General features: G+C 69.4%; 15 protein-coding genes. 6 read left to right on the top strand and 9 right to left on the bottom strand.

Annotated features, from left to right (window positions below; all coding sequences use genetic code 11):
* The first annotated feature begins 54 nt into the window (after nt 1–54).
* The gene (locus KIP89_RS10290; protein WP_213755262.1) at nt 55–297 is read left to right on the top strand and encodes a DUF1674 domain-containing protein; all 243 of its coding nucleotides are present in this window, start codon (nt 55–57) and stop codon (nt 295–297) included.
* Between the two features lie 30 nt (nt 298–327).
* Here the strand turns inward: KIP89_RS10290 and arfB are convergent, their stop codons facing one another.
* The 3 genes from arfB to KIP89_RS10275 all read right to left on the bottom strand — a co-directional run bounded on the left by arfB (nt 328) and on the right by KIP89_RS10275 (nt 2,028).
* Nucleotides 328–759 carry an alternative ribosome rescue aminoacyl-tRNA hydrolase ArfB gene (gene arfB, locus KIP89_RS10285; protein WP_213755261.1) on the bottom strand — a complete coding sequence of 144 codons (432 nt, stop codon included), beginning with the start codon at nt 757–759 and terminating at the stop codon, nt 328–330.
* Between the two features lie 22 nt (nt 760–781).
* Complete coding sequence (locus KIP89_RS10280; protein ID WP_213755260.1) at nt 782–1,273, bottom strand: Crp/Fnr family transcriptional regulator; 492 nt, start codon at nt 1,271–1,273, stop codon at nt 782–784.
* Nucleotides 1,274–1,341: 68 nt separating this feature from the next.
* A complete protein-coding gene (locus KIP89_RS10275) occupies nt 1,342–2,028 on the bottom strand; it encodes a response regulator transcription factor (protein WP_213755259.1) in 687 nt (228 codons plus the stop codon).
* A gap of 282 nt (nt 2,029–2,310) precedes the next feature.
* Here KIP89_RS10275 and KIP89_RS10270 point away from each other — a divergent pair, with 282 nt between their 5' ends.
* The gene (locus tag KIP89_RS10270) at nt 2,311–2,775 is read left to right on the top strand and encodes a L,D-transpeptidase family protein (protein ID WP_369807102.1); all 465 of its coding nucleotides are present in this window, start codon (nt 2,311–2,313) and stop codon (nt 2,773–2,775) included.
* A 48-nt stretch (nt 2,776–2,823) separates the two neighbouring features.
* On the opposite strand, the gene KIP89_RS10265 is transcribed toward KIP89_RS10270, so the two are convergent.
* On the bottom strand, nt 2,824–3,489 hold the full coding sequence (locus KIP89_RS10265) for a YggS family pyridoxal phosphate-dependent enzyme (RefSeq protein ID WP_213755257.1): 666 nt from the start codon (nt 3,487–3,489) through the stop codon (nt 2,824–2,826).
* Nucleotides 3,490–3,685: 196 nt separating this feature from the next.
* On the opposite strand from KIP89_RS10265, the gene KIP89_RS20115 reads away from it, so the two are divergent.
* The 4 genes from KIP89_RS20115 (at nt 3,686) to holA (ending at nt 9,797) form a co-directional block, all read left to right on the top strand.
* On the top strand, nt 3,686–5,476 hold the full coding sequence (locus tag KIP89_RS20115) for a sensor domain-containing diguanylate cyclase (RefSeq protein WP_213755256.1): 1,791 nt from the start codon (nt 3,686–3,688) through the stop codon (nt 5,474–5,476).
* 86 nt (nt 5,477–5,562) lie between these two features.
* A complete protein-coding gene (leuS, locus tag KIP89_RS10255; protein WP_213755255.1) occupies nt 5,563–8,199 on the top strand; it encodes a leucine--tRNA ligase in 2,637 nt (878 codons plus the stop codon).
* The gene (locus tag KIP89_RS10250; protein WP_250152304.1) at nt 8,186–8,767 is read left to right on the top strand and encodes an LPS assembly lipoprotein LptE; all 582 of its coding nucleotides are present in this window, start codon (nt 8,186–8,188) and stop codon (nt 8,765–8,767) included. The genes leuS and KIP89_RS10250 overlap by 14 nt, the downstream gene beginning before the upstream one ends.
* A gap of 4 nt (nt 8,768–8,771) precedes the next feature.
* Nucleotides 8,772–9,797, top strand: a complete 1,026-nt coding sequence (gene holA / locus KIP89_RS10245; RefSeq protein WP_213755254.1) for a DNA polymerase III subunit delta — start codon at nt 8,772–8,774, stop codon at nt 9,795–9,797.
* A gap of 7 nt (nt 9,798–9,804) precedes the next feature.
* On the opposite strand, the gene KIP89_RS10240 is transcribed toward holA, so the two are convergent.
* From KIP89_RS10240 to mnmE, 5 genes are all read right to left on the bottom strand, one after another.
* Nucleotides 9,805–10,728 (bottom strand): ParB/RepB/Spo0J family partition protein, encoded by a 924-nt coding sequence (locus KIP89_RS10240; protein ID WP_213755253.1) that lies wholly within the window; start codon nt 10,726–10,728, stop codon nt 9,805–9,807.
* A gap of 11 nt (nt 10,729–10,739) precedes the next feature.
* Entirely contained in the window at nt 10,740–11,597 is an 858-nt protein-coding gene (locus tag KIP89_RS10235) for a ParA family protein (protein WP_213755252.1), read from the bottom strand.
* Between the two features lie 33 nt (nt 11,598–11,630).
* On the bottom strand, nt 11,631–12,281 hold the full coding sequence (gene rsmG, locus KIP89_RS10230; RefSeq protein WP_213755251.1) for a 16S rRNA (guanine(527)-N(7))-methyltransferase RsmG: 651 nt from the start codon (nt 12,279–12,281) through the stop codon (nt 11,631–11,633).
* Between the two features lie 24 nt (nt 12,282–12,305).
* Nucleotides 12,306–14,162 (bottom strand): tRNA uridine-5-carboxymethylaminomethyl(34) synthesis enzyme MnmG, encoded by a 1,857-nt coding sequence (mnmG, locus tag KIP89_RS10225; protein WP_213755250.1) that lies wholly within the window; start codon nt 14,160–14,162, stop codon nt 12,306–12,308.
* 202 nt (nt 14,163–14,364) lie between these two features.
* Nucleotides 14,365–15,735, bottom strand: coding sequence for a tRNA uridine-5-carboxymethylaminomethyl(34) synthesis GTPase MnmE (gene mnmE, locus KIP89_RS10220; RefSeq protein WP_369807101.1), 1,371 nt, complete (start codon nt 15,733–15,735; stop codon nt 14,365–14,367).
* Nucleotides 15,736–15,770: the final 35 nt, after the last annotated feature.

The raw sequence follows: 15,770 nt of genomic DNA, 5'->3' as shown, positions 1-15,770 counted from the left end.
CCGCGCGCCCCGTCGCGCTTGACGGCGGGCGGTGGGCAATGGTTCCAATGGGTCATGGCACAGGACACCTCCCCCGCCCCCGACGGCCTCCCCACGTCACAGATCGCCTCGCAGCCCCCCGAAGCTGCCGAGCGCCGCCCCCTCTCGCCCGCCGCCGCGCGGGCGCTGGCCGAGGCGCAGGCGCGCCGTGAGGCACTCCCAAAGCTCGACCTGCCGCGCGAGATCGACGGCCGCGCCGGCCCCGAGCCGGTGCGCTATGGCGATTGGGAGAACAAGGGCATCGCCTCGGATTTCTGAAGCTGAACTGCCCGCAGCCTGACCGGCCGGTCAGTCCTCGCCGCCGGTGCCCGGCTTGTCGCGCCGCCCGGCCTTGATGCCGGACCGCTTGGCCTTGCCCTCCAGCCGGCGCAGCTTCGAGCCGAGCGTCGGCCGGGTCGGCCGGCGGGTGATCGGCACGATCGCTGCCTCGCGGATCATCTCCACCAGCCGGGCCACCGCGTCCTCGCGGTTGCGCTCCTGCGTGCGGAAGCGTTGCGCCACCAGCACGATCACCCCGTCATTGGTGAGCCGCCGGCCGGCGATGCGGGCGAGTCGGTCCTTCACCGCCTCCGGCAGGGAACCCGAGTTGCGCATGTCGAAGCGCAGCTGGACGGCGGTGGAGACCTTGTTGACGTTCTGCCCGCCCGGCCCGGAGGCCCGCACGAAGGTTTCCTCGATCTCGGATTCATCGAGCGCGATACGGGGTGTGACGGGAATCATGATGCGGCGGGGGCCATGGCGGTCAGCGGGGCCGTCGCGGGGCCGGCTCGATCGCGTCGAGCCGGTGGCGCACCGCGTCAAGCTCGGCGAGCGTCGCCTGCACCCGTTCGCTCAGCGCCTGGGTGAGCCGCACGGCGACATCGGGATAGCCCTCGATGGTGCGCATGAAGATGACGCGCGGAATGCGCAGCACGGCGGAGGGCTCGACGGCGGTGGCGGTGGCCGGTCGCTTGGTCTCGGTCAGCAGGGCCATTTCCCCGAGCAGCGCGCCGCGCCCGACCTGGATGGTCTGGCCGGGCCGCCGCGCCAGATGGGCGTCCTCGCGCGCCACCGAGATCGTGCCGCTCGCCACCACGAAGGCCGCTTCGGCGAACTGGCCCTCGCGGAACAGCACTTCGCCACGGCTCAGCGGCCGGTTGTCGGCGCTGATCGCGATCGCCCGCAATGCGTCGCGGCCGAGCATGTGCAGCATCGGCACCGCCTCGAGCAACGCAATGTCGTCCTCAATGGACATAGGGCGATGTGGCTCCGGCCAGAACGTGGATCACGGTCCGGCGCGGCGAATCGCTCCGCCGCCCCGGTTCACGGCAGCAATTTGTACCCGCCCGCCTCGGTGGCGAGGAGGTGGGGGTGGGACGGGTCCTTCTCGATTTTCTGGCGCAGGCGGTAGATGTGGGTTTCCAGCGTGTGGGTGGTGACGCCGGAATTGTAGCCCCACACTTCCTGCAGCAGAATCTCGCGCGCCACCGGCTTTTTCCCGGCGCGGTAGAGATAGCGCAGGATCGCCGTCTCCTTCTCGGTCAGGCGGATCTTCGAATTGCGCTCGGTGACGAGCATCTTCGCGCCCGGACGGAAGGTGTAGGGCCCGATGGTGAAGACCGCGTCCTCGCTCGCCTCGTGCGAGCGCATCTGGGCGCGGATGCGGGCCAGCAGCACGGCGAAGCGGAACGGCTTGGTGACGTAGTCGTTTGCCCCGGCCTCCAGCCCCATGATGGTGTCGCTGTCGGTGTCGTGGCCGGTGAGCATGATGACCGGCGCCTTGAAGCCGTTCTGGCGCATCTTGCGCACCGCTTCGCGCCCGTCCATGTCCGGCAGGCCGACATCCATCAGCACCAGATCGATGCGGCTGGCCTCGGCGGTGTTGATCGCGCCCTGGGCGGTCTCCTCGGCGACGATCTCGAATTCGTCATAGAGCGAGAGCTGTTCTACCAGCGCGTCCCGCAGATCCTTGTCGTCCTCGACCACCAGGACTCGTTGCGCATTCGCCATGTCCGCTTCCCGAACCTCTTGTTCGCGCCGCCCCGCCTGGCCAAATTAGGCCCGACAGGCGGCGTCGGATGGATTGCCGTCGAGTCCCCGAGTAGGCAGGCTGGACGCATTCGGCAAGAGTCGGCGGCCCCGTGCCCCAACGGGCGGTGGGTACGTGACGTGATCGTGAACGGAAATCGCGTGAATAAGAAGGCCCCGGCCCGCGAAAAGACCCTGAAATCCACGTTGAAAAGCAGGGTTATACGTGTTGTGAGCCGTCCGGGCCGGCCTGACAAGGGTTGGGTGACGTTAGGCAACATCCAAATACCGGTGGCGCTGGGGCGCGCCGGCATTCGCCATCTGAAGCGCGAAGGCGATGGCGCGACGCCGGCCGGCACCTGGCATGCGCGCGGCGTGCGCTACCGCGCCGATCATGGCGGGCGTCCGCTCACCCGCCTGCCGGTGCGGCGCACCCGGCGCGAGGATGGCTGGTGCGACGCCCCCGGCCATGGCTGCTACAACCGCCCGGTCCGCCTGCCCTTTTCCGCCTCGCATGAGGAGATGTGGCGCGCGGACGGCCTCTACGACCTCGTCGTCGTGCTCGACCACAATGAGCGCCCGCGCCGGGGACGCGGCGGCTCGGCGGTGTTCCTGCACCTCGCGCGTCCCGGCTTCGAGCCCACCGCCGGCTGCATCGCCTTTCGCCGCGCCGACATGAAGCGCCTTCTGGCGCGCCTGACGCCACGCACCAGGATCAAGGTCGGCTAGAGCATTTCGAGCGAAGTGGATTCCGGTTCGCGTGAAAAAACTCCAGGCTCAGCGCCCGCCGAAAATGGCGCTGCCGACGCGCACATGGGTGGCGCCGAGCGTGATCGCCGTCTCGAAATCGCCGCTCATGCCCATGGACAGCAGGTCGAGCCCGTTGCGGCGGGCGATCTTGGCGAGCAGCGCGAAATGCGGCGCCGCCGGCTCATCGGCCGGCGGGATGCACATCAGCCCGGCGATGGCCAGATTGTGCTCCTCCCGGCAGGCGGCGATGAAGGCATCCGCCTCCTGCGGCGCGACGCCCGCCTTCTGCGGTTCCTCGCCGGTATTGACCTGCACCAGCAGGCGCGGGGCCGGTCCTTCCCGTTTGACGATCTCCTTGGCCAGCGCCTGCGCCAGCGAGGGCCGGTCGAGCGTGTGGATCACGTCGAACAGGTCGAGCGCCTCGCGCACCTTGTTGGTCTGCAGCGGGCCGATCAGATGCAGTTCCAGATCGGGCGTCGCCGCGCGCAGCGCCGGCCATTTGCCCTTGGCCTCCTGCACCCGGTTCTCGCCGAACAGGCGCTGCCCGGCCTTGAGCGCGGGCGCCATGTGCTCGGCCCCGAAGGTCTTGGAGACGGCGATGAGCTGCACCTCGCCCGCCGCCCGGCCGGCATCCGCGCAGGCCCGGGCGATGCGCGCGCGCACCTCTTCAAGCCTTTCGGCCACATCGCTCATTGCTTCCCCGGCGTGCATCGGACCCTCCAGCGGCTCGCCTGTCCGCAATGGGCAGAGGCCGCGCCCCTGTCAATAGAGCCGGATCGCGCCACCTTATCGCGCCATGGCCTCCCCCGGCGGGTTTCTCAGGGGATTCCTTGCCGCCACCGTACCAAAGTCCTAGATTTGCTCCACTTCTCGCGGGATTCAACGAAACGTGACCCATTCGTCGGACGGCGCCGCACCGGAGGCGCCGCTGGACCCGTCATCCACTCGTGACAACCCGCCCGCCCCGCCTCGCCGGCGATCGCGGTCGGTCAATCTGCGCCTGCGTCTGGCCGCCATTGCCGGCTTCGCCATGCTGCTGGTGATCGCCGAGCGCACGGTCAGCATCGTGCAGCTCCATGCCGACAATCTCGCCCTCGCCGAAGGGCGCGTACTCGACATGCTCGATCGCGGCACGGCGAAATATGACCAGGCCCTGGCAGCCGCGCGCGCCGTGCTCGCCACGCTGGCCGCCGACCCCTGGCTCCTGCCGGCCGACCTGCGCGAACGCACCGCCCCCGAGCCGACCTATGATCCGAGCGTGACGCCGGCCGACCCGGAAAGCTGCCGGCAGATCAGCGATGTGCTCCAGGTCGCCACCATGATCGAAACGATCTCCGTCGTCGGGTCGAACGGCATCGTCCGCTGCAGCACGGCGACCGTCGGCGTCGGCCTCGACCTGAGCGGGCGCGACTATTACAAGCTCGCCATGCGCGGCCTGTTCTCGGTCGAAGCGGTGCAGCGGAACTATGTTCTCGGCCGGCCCACCGTGCTGGCCGCCCAACCCTTCCTGCGGCCCGACGGCACGGTCGCCGGCCTGCTTCTCGGCCGGGTGGGAATGGGCGAGATGTTCCCGCAGAGCACGCTCACCGATCTCGGCGTCGGCTCGCAGGTGATCGTGGTCAGCCCGTCCGGCACGGCGATGCTGGCCTATCCCGACGGAGCCGTCACAGTCGGCCAGGACCTCCTCTCCGTCGCGCCGGTGGCGCGCGCCCTCGCCGCCACGCGCGGCACGCTGCTGGCCGAAGGATCGGACGGCATCCGCCGCGTCTATGCCTATGCGCGCCTGCGCGACACCAACATGCATCTCATCGTCGGCGTCGACGAGACCACCATCATGGGCCCGGTCCAACAGGCGACCTGGCGGGCGGGGCTCACCATGCTGGCGATCGGCGGCCTGCTGCTGCTGAGCCTGTGGCTGGCCGGGGAGCACCTCATCGTCCGTCCGGTGCAGACGCTGGCGCAGCGGCTGATCCGCTTCGGCCGCGGCGAGCGCGAGGAAGGCCGGCCGGACATCCGCATCGTCGAGCTGCAGCCCTTGATCGACGGTTTCGAGGCGATGAGCAGCGAGCTGACACGGCGCGAGAACGCGCTGCGCAATGCCAATCGGCGACTCAATTCGCTGGCCAGCCTCGACCCGCTGACCGGCATCGCCAACCGGCGCAGCTTCGACACCGTGTTTGCCCTGCAATGGAGCGCGGGCCAGCCGCTCGCCATCCTGCTGATCGATATCGACGCCTTCAAATCCTTCAACGACCGCTACGGCCATCGCGCCGGCGATGGCTGCATCCGCGCCGTGGCGCAATTGATGGCCGGCACGGTGCGGGCCAGCGATGTGGTCGCCCGCATCGGCGGGGAGGAATTCGCCGTTCTGATGCCCGGCGCCTCGCTGACCGCCGCCGCCGACGTCGCCGAGCGACTGCGCGAGGCCGTGGAGGGCCTCGCCATCGCCCATGCCGACCAGCCCGGCGGCATCGCCACGGTCAGCATCGGCGCCGCCGCCTGCACGCCGACGCCCGACCTCGCCCCCGGCGACCTGTTCGTCGCGGCCGATCTTGCGTTGTATGCGAGCAAGAATGCCGGGCGCAACCGCGTGCGCCTCGCGGAAAAGGTCGCCCCCGGCATGGCAGCCACCGTTCCCGGCGGCGGGCGGCGCGGCGCCGGGGTGCGCCCGGCTGGTTGACCGGGCGCCTCACTTCGTGCCTAGTCCCCGGCCATCGGTTTCGCGCCGATCCGCCCTTTCCCGAGCCTGCCCCATAGAAGCCGAACATGAGCACCGAGCGTTACAATGCCCGCGAGGCCGAACCCCGCTGGCAGAAGATCTGGGACGAACGCGGCATCTACCGCACGCGCAACGACGATCCGCGGCCCAAATATTACGTGCTCGAGATGTTCCCCTACCCGTCGGGGCGCATCCATATCGGCCATGGCCGCAATTATGTGATGGGCGACGTGGTGGCCCGCTTCAAGCGGATGAAGGGCTTCAACGTCCTGCATCCGATGGGCTGGGACGCCTTCGGCCTGCCGGCGGAAAACGCCGCCATCGAGCGCAACACCCATCCCGGCAAGTGGACCTACGAGAATATCGCCACCATGCGCGAGCAGCTCAAGCTGCTCGGCCTGTCGCTCGACTGGTCGCGCGAGATCGCCACCTGCGACCCGTCCTATTATGGCGAGCAGCAGCGCATCTTCCTCGAATTCCTCGCGGGCGGTTTCGTCTACCGCCGCGAGAGCGAGGTGAACTGGGACCCCGTCGACAATACCGTGCTCGCCAATGAGCAGGTGATCGACGGGCGCGGCTGGCGCTCGGGCGCGCTGGTCGAGCGGCGCAAGCTCGCCCAATGGTTCTTCCGCATCTCCGACGCCTCCGAGGAACTGCTGGCCGGGCTCGACACGCTGGAGCGGTGGCCGGACAAGGTGCGCCTGATGCAACGCAACTGGATCGGCCGCTCCGAAGGCCTGCATGTGCGCTTCGTGATCGAGAACGCGCCCGAAGGTCTCCCGGCCGGCCTGCCCCAGGATCTCCCCAGCGAGATCAAGGTCTACACCACGCGGCCCGACACGCTGTTCGGCGCCTCCTTCCTCGCCCTCTCGCCCGGCCATCCGCTCACCGAGCAGCTCGCCGCCGGCAATCCGGCGCTGGCCGCCTTCGTCGAGGAATGCCGGCGCGGCGGCACCTCCACGGCCGAGATCGAGACGCAGGAGAAGATGGGCTTCGACACCGGCCTCACCGTCGCCCATCCGCTCGGCGGCGCGCCGGTACCGGTCTATGTCGCCAATTTCGTGCTGATGGAATACGGCACCGGCGCCATTTTCGGCTGCCCGGCGCATGACCAGCGCGACCACGACTTCGCCCGCAAATATGGCCTGCCGATCACGCCCGTGGTGCTGCCGGCCGGGGCCGACCCGGCGCAGTTCTCGGTTGCCGACGGCCCCTATGATGGCGACGGCACGCTGTTCAATTCCGGCTTCCTCGACGGCCTCTCCGTGCCGGAAGCCAAGGAGAAGGTGGCGCTGAAGCTGGAGAACGCGATTCTCGGCAATGCGCCGGTTGGCGAGCGGGCGGTGAATTACCGGCTGCGCGACTGGGGCATTTCGCGCCAGCGCTACTGGGGCTGCCCGATCCCGATCATCCATTGCGATTCCTGCGGCCCGGTGCCGGTGCCGGCCGACCAGCTTCCCGTGCGTCTGCCGGAGGATGTGACCTTCGACCAGCCGGGCAACCCGCTGGACCGCCACCCGACCTGGAAGCATGTGAACTGCCCGCACTGCGGGGCGCCCGCCCGGCGCGAGACGGACACGATGGACACCTTCGTGGACTCGTCCTGGTATTTCGCGCGCTTCGCCTCCGAGCCCGGCACCGCGCCGCTGCAGAAGGGCGCGGCGGATCACTGGCTGCCGGTCGACCAGTATATTGGCGGCATCGAGCACGCGATCCTGCACCTGCTCTATTCGCGCTTCTTCACGCGGACGCTGGCAAAGATCGGCCGCGTCTCGATCACCGAGCCATTCGCCGGCCTGTTCACGCAGGGCATGATCGTCCACGAGACCTACAAGGACCCGGCCGGCAAGTGGCTGTTTCCCGAGGAAGTCGAGAAGCGGGCGGATGGCACGGCGGTGAAGGTCGGCTCGAATGAGCCGGTCACGGTCGGCGCGCCCGAGAAGATGTCGAAGTCGAAGAAGAACGTGGTCCCGCCGGAGATCGTCGCCGACACCTATGGCGTCGACTGCGCCCGCTGGTTCATGCTCTCCGACACCCCGCCCGAGCGCGACAGCGAATGGACCAGCGCCGGCATCGAGGGCGCCTGGCGCTTCGTGCAGCGCATCTGGCGCCTCGTCGGCGACGCCATGGAACTCACCGACGGCGTGCGCGAGGCGACACCGGAAAGTTTCGGTACCGAATCGGTCGCCCTGCGCCAGGCCTCGCACCGTCTCGCCGCCCAGGTCGAGGACGATGTCGAGCGGCTCCGCTTCAATGTCGCGGTGGCCCGCGTGCACAGCTTCACCAATGTGTTCGGCGACGCCATGGCCAGCGCCCGCAAGGGCGGCGTAACCCCGGATATCGGCTATGCCCTTCGCGAAGCGGCGGAATTCCTGGTGGCGGTGGTCGCCCCCATGGTGCCGCATCTCGCCGAGGAATGCTGGACCGTGCTCGGGCGCGACGGCCTCGCCGCAACGGCCGGCTGGCCGGTGGTCGAGCCCGCGCTGCTGATGGACGATACCGTTACGCTGCCGATTCAAATCAACGGCAAGCGGCGCGGCGAGATCACCGTGCCGAAGGACGCGCCCCCCGCCGAGGTCGAAAAGGCGGTGCTGGCGCTCGAACTCGTCTCTCAGGCACTCGACGGACGGGCGCCGAAGCGTATCATCGTGGTGCCGCAGAGGATCGTGAATGTCGTTGCTTGACCGGACCCCGATGCCTTCCCCCACCCTGTCCCGTCGCGTGCTGGGCCTTGTCTGCGTGGGCCTGCTCGCCCTCTCCACGGCCGGCTGCTTCCGGCCCATGTATGCGGAGACCACCGGCGACGGCACGGCGCTTCCCGAGAAGCTCGGCGAGGTCGAGGTGGTGTTCTCGCCGGGGCGGCTCGGCAATGAGGTCCGCAACGACCTGATCTTCAATCTCACCGGCGGCGCCGGCAATCCGGGCGGAGCGCCCTACCAGCTCGTGCTGCAGGTGACCGACAGCACGCAGGCGGCGGTGGTCGATACCTATACCGGCCTGCCGGAAGTTGAGCTGGTCTCGGTCGACGTGAACTGGCAGCTCATCGACACGACCAAGCCGGTGAAGGCCGGCCAGAAGCCGACCCCGGTCACCCAGGGCACCGCCTTCGGCAAGGCTTCGATCGATTCCGGCTATCAGCGTTTCGCCCGCTCCCGCGCGATTCGTGACGCGCAGAACCGCGCCTCGACCGTTGCCGCCGAGATGATCCGCGGTCAGCTCGCCTCCTACTTCATCACCACGCCGAAGAGTTGACCGCATGGTCGCCATCCGGCCGGCCGATGTCGAGGCGACGCTCTCGCGGATCGATCCGCTCCGGCCCGTCCTGCTGCTGTTCGGCCCCGATAGCGGGCTGGTGCGCGAGCGGGCCCGCGCCTATCTGACCCGCGCCCAGCAGGGTTCGGACGATCCGTTCGGCCTTATCCGGCTCGATGGCGACGAGATTTCCGGCGATCCCGGCCGGCTGGTCGACGAGGCCGGCACGGTGGCGCTGTTCGGCGGGCGGCGGGTAATTTCGCTGCGCGCCGGCAGCCGCAATCTGGTGCCGGCGGTCGAGGCGCTGCTGGCCGCGCCGGTCTCCGACGCGGTGGTGGTGATCGAGGCCGGCGATCTCAAGCGCGGCGCCGGGCTGCGTGCGCTGTGCGAGGCCTCGCCGCGCGCCAGCGCCATCGTTTGCTACGCCGACACCGACCGCGACCTCTCCCGCCTGATCGACACCATGACGGCGGAAGCGGCCATCCCGATCGAGCGCGACGCGCGCGGCGAGCTGATGGCGCTGCTCGGCGGCGATCGCATGGCCTCGCGCGGCGAAATCGCCAAGCTGCTGCTCTACGCCGCCGGTGAGCCGCGCATCACCTGCGAGCATGTACGGGCGATCGTCGGCGACGCCTCGAGCCTGGCGCTCGACGAGATCGCCGACAGCGCCTTTGCCGGCCAGCCGGCGGAAATGAGCGTGGCCTTCGGCAAGGCGACCCATGAGGGGATGCGGGCCGACATCATTCTCGGCTCGGTGTGCCGCGCGGCGCAGGCGCTGCATCAGATGCGGGTTCAGGTCGAGCAGGGCGCCAGCCCCGACCGCGCAGTGGAATCGGCCCGTCCGGCCGTGCATTTCCGGCGCAAGCCACTGATCGAGAAGGCGCTGCGCAGCTGGACCCTGCCGCGCCTGCAAAACGCCCTGCTCATCCTCGACGACGCGCTGCTGGCCGCGCGGCGCCATGCCGGGCTCGGCCCGGCGATCGCCGAGCGCGCTTTGCTCCAGCTCGCCACGCAAGCGCGGCGCGGCTGAGGCCGGATCAGCCGGCGCTGAGGCGGCGGCAGACCTCGTCGAGCTGGTCGAGCGAGGAATAGCGGATGCGGATTTCGCCGCTCTCGCCATCATGGCGCAGCGTCACCTGGAGCCCCAGCTCGTCGGAGAGCCGGCGTTGCAGCGCGGCAGTATCCGCATCGAGCGCGGGAACCGCCCGCGCCTTGCGCGCCGGCTTGCCCGCGGCTTCCGCCTTGGCCTCGTTCAGCTCCTGCGCCAGCGCCTCGATGGCGCGCACATTCATGCCGCGCTCGACGATCTCGCGCGCCAGCGTCTCAGGGTCGTCCTGCGTCAGCAGCGCGCGGGCATGGCCGGCGGAGAGGCGGCCATCGGCCAGATAGGCCTTCACGCTCTCCGGCAGGCGCAAGAGGCGCATCGTGTTGGCGACATGCGAGCGGCTCTTGCCGATCACCTTGGCGAGGTCGTTCTGCGAATAGCCAAACTGGTCGGTCAGCGACTGATAGCCGGCCGCCTCCTCCAGCGGGTTGAGATCGGCGCGTTGGACATTCTCGATGATGGCGATTTCCAGCGCCTGCCGGTCATCGACCTCAATGACGACGATCGGCACCTCGTGCAGGCCGGCGCGCTGCGAGGCCCGCCAGCGCCGCTCGCCGGCGACGATCTCGTAATGGTCGCGGTTGGCCGGATCGGCCCGCACGACGATCGGCTGGATGATGCCGCGCTCGCGGATCGAGGCGGCCAGATCCTCCAGATCCTCCTCGCCGAAGGTGCGGCGCGGGTTATGCGGATTGGCCTTGAGGAAGGCGAGCGGCACCCGCCGCGCGCCGCCCGCGGGACCCGGCCGGCCGCGCTCGCGCTCGCCGCCGAGATCGGTCATGTCCGACATGTCGCCGATCAGGGCTGCGAGACCCCGCCCAAGCCGGTTCCGGCCACCATCTTCCGCCATCGCCATCGCCGGCTCTCCTAGGCTGCCGCGGCGCGCAGAGCGCGCTCACGCTGGATTATTTCGGATGCGAGACGAAGATAGGCCTGCGACCCGACGCATTTGAGATCATAGAGCAGCACCGGCTTGCCATAAGACGGCGCCTCGGACACCCGGACATTGCGGGGAATCACCGTCTCATAGACCTTGTCGCCCATGAACTGGCGCACATCCTCGACCACCTGGGTGGACAGGTTGTTGCGCGCATCGAACATGGTCAGCACGATGCCATGGATCGACAGGCCCGGATTGAGCGTGGTGCGCACCTGCTCGACGGTCTTCAACAGCTGCGACAGACCCTCCAGGGCGAAGAACTCGCATTGCAGCGGCACCAGGATCGCGTTCGCCGCCGCCATGGCGTTGACCGTGATGAGGTTCAGCGAGGGCGGGCAGTCGATCAGGACGTAGCTGTAGGTGATCTCGTTCCGTGTCCGAAAGGACCCCTCGTCATTCAGCCCGCGAACCGCGTCGCGCAGGCGATAGGCGCGGTCGCGCCGGTCGGCCAGTTCCAGTTCGAGGCCGGAGAGGTCCATCGTCGAGGGCGCGATATGCAGGCGTGGCACCGCCGTCTCCAGCACCGCCTCGCGCATCACCGCATCACCGGTCAGCACATCATAGGTAGAGACCCGCCGGCTGCGCCGGTCGATGCCCAGCCCGGTCGAGGCATTGCCCTGCGGGTCCAGATCGACGATCAGCACCGTCTCGCCGATCGCCGCCAGCGCGGTGCCGAGATTGATGGCGGTCGTCGTCTTGCCGACCCCACCCTTCTGGTTCGCGAGCGCCAGCACGCGCGGCGGCGCGCGGGGCGGAAGGGGAGCAAGCGGAATCTCGTCGGTCATGTCAGTGATCCCGATGGCGAGCCGGTTCGCGGCTCAAAGCGCCGGCGTCAGCGGCTCGGCAGTCTCGACGGTCAGGATGCGCCCGCTCGTGTCGGTCAGGCTCTCCGTGATCCTGGCGTTGATTCTCCAAGATTTAGCTGTCTCGGTCAATTCGTTATCAACATCTTGTCCCTTCAGGAACAGGCCGCGCGCTCCCTGTGCAAGGAACGGGTAGGCCAGATCGAGAAGTCTCGGCAGCGGCGCAAGCGCGCGGGCGGAAACCAGCTCGACCCCCGGCGCGATCTGGCCGGCCACCTGCTCGATCCGGGCCGGCAGCACGGTAACCGGCAATTCGCCGATCCGCGCCGCCTCGCGCAGAAAGGCCGCCTTGCGGGTGTCGCTCTCGACCAGGATCACGTCCATGCCATCGCGCTCCGCCAGCGCGGCCGCCACCACCAGACCGGGGAAGCCCCCGCCGGAGCCGAGATCGACCCAGCGCCGCACCTCACCGGCCAGCGGCACGAGCTGGAGCGAATCCGCGATGTGGCGGGTCCAGATCTGCGGCAGGCTCGCCGGGGCGATCAGATTGATGGTGCGCTGCCACTTTTCCAGCAGCGCGACGATGGCGACAAGGCGGTCCTCTGTTTCACGTGAAACAGGGGTCAGGCGCAGCGCGCGGGCGCGATCCGAATCGGTCGAGGTCATGGCCATACTCTAGCGCGAACCGCGTCAGCGCGCGCGCCGCGCATGGGCTGCCAGCAGCGCCAGCGCCGCCGGGGTCATGCCGTCGATCCGGCTGGCCTGGCCAATGGTACGGGGCCGAATCGATTCAAGTTTGGCCTTGATCTCATTGGAGATGCCGGACAGGCCGGCATAGTCGACCTCCGGCAGTTCGGCCTGCTCCTCGCGGCGGAAGGTGGCGATGTCAGCCTCCTGCCGGTGCAGATAGACCGCGTATTTCGCGTCGATCTCCACCTGCTCGCCAATGCGCGCATCCTCCCCGGAAGCTTCCGGCCAGATGCGGCAAATGTCGTCCCACTGGATCGTCGGGTAGGACAGCAGGTCGAAGGCGCTGCGCCGCTGGCCGTCGCGGTTCAGCGTCAGCCCGTGCCGGTCGCCCTCCCCCGGCGTGATGGCCACCGAGCGGCTCCAGTCCCGCACGCGGGTCAGCGCCGCCTGCTTGGCGCCGTGATGGGCGAGTCGCTCCGCCCCGATGAGCCCGAGCGATTCGCCCCGCGAGGTGAGCCGCTGGTCGGCATTGTCGGCCCGCAGCGACAGGCGATATTCGGCGCGCGAGGTGAACATGCGGTAGGGCTCGCTCACTCCGCGCGTCACCAGATCGTCGATCATCACGCCGATATAGGCCTCGGCCCGGTCGAAGGTCGCGCCCTCGGAACCGGCCGCCCGGCGCGCCGCGTTGAGGCCGGCGACCAGCCCCTGCGCGGCGGCTTCCTCATAGCCGGTGGTGCCGTTGATCTGCCCGGCGAGGAAAAGCCCCGTCGCCTTGCGGGTCTCCAGCGTCGGCTCCAGCTCGCGCGGATCGACATGGTCATATTCGATGGCATAGCCCGGACGCACCATTACCACCCTCTCAAGGCCGGGGATGGTGGCGAGGATGGCGCGCTGCACCTCGGCCGGGAGCGAGGTGGAAATGCCGTTCGGATAGACGGTCGGGTCGTCCAGCCCCTCCGGCTCCAGAAAGATCTGATGCCCTTCCCGCTCGCCGAAGCGGACGATCTTGTCCTCGATGGACGGGCAGTAGCGCGGGCCGACGCTCTGGATGTTGCCGGAGTACATGGCCGAGCGGGCGATGTTGTCGCGGATCACCTGATGCGTCGCCGCCGTGGTGCGGGTGATGCCGCAGGCCACTTGCGGGTTGGTGATCGCCGCCGTCAGCATGGAGAAGGGTTCGGCCGGGTCGTCGCCCTGCTGCATCTCCAGCGCCGCCCAGTCGATGGTGCGGCCATCGAGGCGCGGCGGCGTGCCGGTCTTGAGCCGCCCGAGCGTCAGGCCGATGCGGGCGAGCGAGCCGGAGAGGCCGCGCGCCGGCGCCTCGCCCATGCGCCCGGCCGGGGTCTGCTCGTCGCCAATATGAATGAGTCCGTTGAGAAAGGTGCCGGTGGTGATGACCACGGCGCCCGCCCTGATGGTGCGTCCATCGGTGAGCTGAAGGCCGGTGACGCGCGTGCCAGTGAGGGTCAGCGTGTCCGCCTCGCCTTCGATGACGAATAGGTTCGGCTGCGAATCGATCGCCCGGTGCATCGCTTGCGCATAGAGCTTGCGGTCGGCCTGCGCGCGCGGGCCGCGCACCGCCGGGCCCTTGCGCCGGTTCAGCACGCGGAACTGGATGCCGCCCTGATCGGCCACGCGGCCCATCAGCCCGTCCAGCGCGTCGACCTCGCGGACCAGATGGCCCTTGCCGAGACCCCCGATCGCCGGGTTGCAGGACATCGCGCCGATGGTCGCGCGGCTATGGGTGAGCAGCACGGTCCGGGCGCCGGCGCGCGCGGCAGCCGCCGCCGCCTCGGTGCCGGCATGGCCACCACCAACCACGATCACATCAAAGGAAAGATCGGCCTCGCTCATCGGGCATGGCTCACGCGGGAGGAGAATGGGATGGCGCTAGAAGCCCTGCTTCGCCGGCCCCGTCAAGCGAGGGCCCGCGCGGGGCGGCCCCGCAAAAGCTGGGGAGGCTGATTCACGTGAAACATTTCGCTAACGAATCGTTCGGGCGAGCGCACCTGTTTCACGTGAAACGGGGTGCGCGATCCGCCTCGGACGACCTACGTCATTTGCCGATGCAAAACTCGCGGAACACCACGTCGAGCAAATCTTCCGTGCCGATGGCGCCGGTGATGCGCCCGAGCGCGCGGGCGGCAAGGCGCAGCTCCTCCGCCAGCAATTCCTCGCTGAGATCGTCCCACCCGGCGAGCGCCAGGTCGAGATGACCAAGCGCCTCCGACGCCCCGGCACGGTGCCGCTCGCGCACCAGCATGGGATGCTCAGCCCCCTCCACTCGCGCGGCGACGAAGGCCCCGAGCGCCGCGATGAGATCGGCCAACCCCTCCCCCGTCGTCGCCGCGACAGTGAAGCTACGCGCCGCCCATTCGGGCGAGGCGAGCGGCACAGGGGCGAGGTCCGCCTTGTTGGCGAGCAACCAGCGCGCCGCGCCGTCGCCAGCCGGAGCGTCGGGGATCGCCTCTGGCGCCGGCCCGTCCGTGGCATCATGCACCCAGAGAACGAGATCGGCCTCACCGATGCGGGCACGGGCGCGGCGGATGCCTTCCGCTTCCACCTTGCCGGTTGCCTCGCGCAGCCCGGCGGTGTCGAGCAGCGTGACCTTGTGGCCGGCGAGGTCGAGCGCGACTTCCAAAACGTCGCGCGTCGTGCCCGGCTCGTCGGAGACGATGGCGACATCGCGCGCCGCGAGCGCGTTCATCAGCGACGACTTGCCGGCATTGGGACGCCCGGCGAGCGCGATCACCGCCCCCTCGCGCAGCAGTGCGCCGCGCCGGTCGGTCAAGGCGGCGCGCAGTTCCCCGGCCAGCGCAATGACCGGCGGGTGCGCCATGGCGCGGGTCTCAAGGGGCACGTCGGCCTCATCGGAGAAGTCGATGCCGGCCTCGACGAGGGCCATGGCCTGGATGAGCTGGCGCCGCCAGGCCTCCACCCGCGCGCCGAGATGGCCGAAGGCATGGGCGAGCGCGAGCCGGCGCTGGCTTTCGGTCTCGGCCGCGATGAGGTCCGCGAGGCCCTCGGCGGCCGCCAGATCCATCCGGCCATTGAGGAAAGCGCGGCGGGTAAACTCGCCCGCTTCCGCCGGCCGCATTCCCGGCAGGGCGAACAGCGCAGCCAGCACGGCGGCGACGACCGCGCGCCCGCCATGGATCTGCAGCTCCGCCATGTCCTCGCCGGTGGCGCTGCGCGGCGCCGGGAACCACAGCGCCAGCCCCTCGTCGAGCCGCTCATCGCTCGCGGGATCGCGCAGCACGGCAAGACTCGCCCGGCGCGGCTCCGGCAGACGCCCGCACAGCGCGCGCAGCGCCTCCCCCGCGGCGGGGCCGGAGAGGCGGATTACCGCCACCGCGCCGCCGGTGCCGGAAGACACCGCGGCAATGGTGTCGCGCGCGATCCTGTCGCCGTCGATTCCGCTTTTCACCTTCTCGCTCCCACGCTACGCCCTATCTCTCTCAC

This window comes from Ancylobacter radicis, from assembly GCF_018449475.1.
Classification (GTDB): domain Bacteria; phylum Pseudomonadota; class Alphaproteobacteria; order Rhizobiales; family Xanthobacteraceae; genus Ancylobacter; species Ancylobacter radicis.
Note: the sequence above shows the minus strand (reverse complement) of the source record. Positions and strands in the feature narration are given on the sequence as shown.

What these genes read in the sequence shown, in the direction of transcription:
- KIP89_RS10290 (WP_213755262.1), top strand. Translation starts at nt 55, where the DNA reads ATGGCACAGGACACCTCCCCCGCCCCCGACGGCCTCCCCACGTCACAG.
- arfB (WP_213755261.1), bottom strand. Translation starts at nt 759, where the DNA reads ATGATTCCCGTCACACCCCGTATCGCGCTCGATGAATCCGAGATCGAG.
- KIP89_RS10280 (WP_213755260.1), bottom strand. Translation starts at nt 1,273, where the DNA reads ATGTCCATTGAGGACGACATTGCGTTGCTCGAGGCGGTGCCGATGCTG.
- KIP89_RS10275 (WP_213755259.1), bottom strand. Translation starts at nt 2,028, where the DNA reads ATGGCGAATGCGCAACGAGTCCTGGTGGTCGAGGACGACAAGGATCTG.
- KIP89_RS10265 (WP_213755257.1), bottom strand. Translation starts at nt 3,489, where the DNA reads ATGAGCGATGTGGCCGAAAGGCTTGAAGAGGTGCGCGCGCGCATCGCC.
- leuS (WP_213755255.1), top strand. Translation starts at nt 5,563, where the DNA reads ATGAGCACCGAGCGTTACAATGCCCGCGAGGCCGAACCCCGCTGGCAG.
- KIP89_RS10250 (WP_250152304.1), top strand. Translation starts at nt 8,186, where the DNA reads ATGTCGTTGCTTGACCGGACCCCGATGCCTTCCCCCACCCTGTCCCGT.
- holA (WP_213755254.1), top strand. Translation starts at nt 8,772, where the DNA reads ATGGTCGCCATCCGGCCGGCCGATGTCGAGGCGACGCTCTCGCGGATC.
- KIP89_RS10240 (WP_213755253.1), bottom strand. Translation starts at nt 10,728, where the DNA reads ATGGCGATGGCGGAAGATGGTGGCCGGAACCGGCTTGGGCGGGGTCTC.
- KIP89_RS10235 (WP_213755252.1), bottom strand. Translation starts at nt 11,597, where the DNA reads ATGACCGACGAGATTCCGCTTGCTCCCCTTCCGCCCCGCGCGCCGCCG.
- rsmG (WP_213755251.1), bottom strand. Translation starts at nt 12,281, where the DNA reads ATGACCTCGACCGATTCGGATCGCGCCCGCGCGCTGCGCCTGACCCCT.
- mnmG (WP_213755250.1), bottom strand. Translation starts at nt 14,162, where the DNA reads ATGAGCGAGGCCGATCTTTCCTTTGATGTGATCGTGGTTGGTGGTGGC.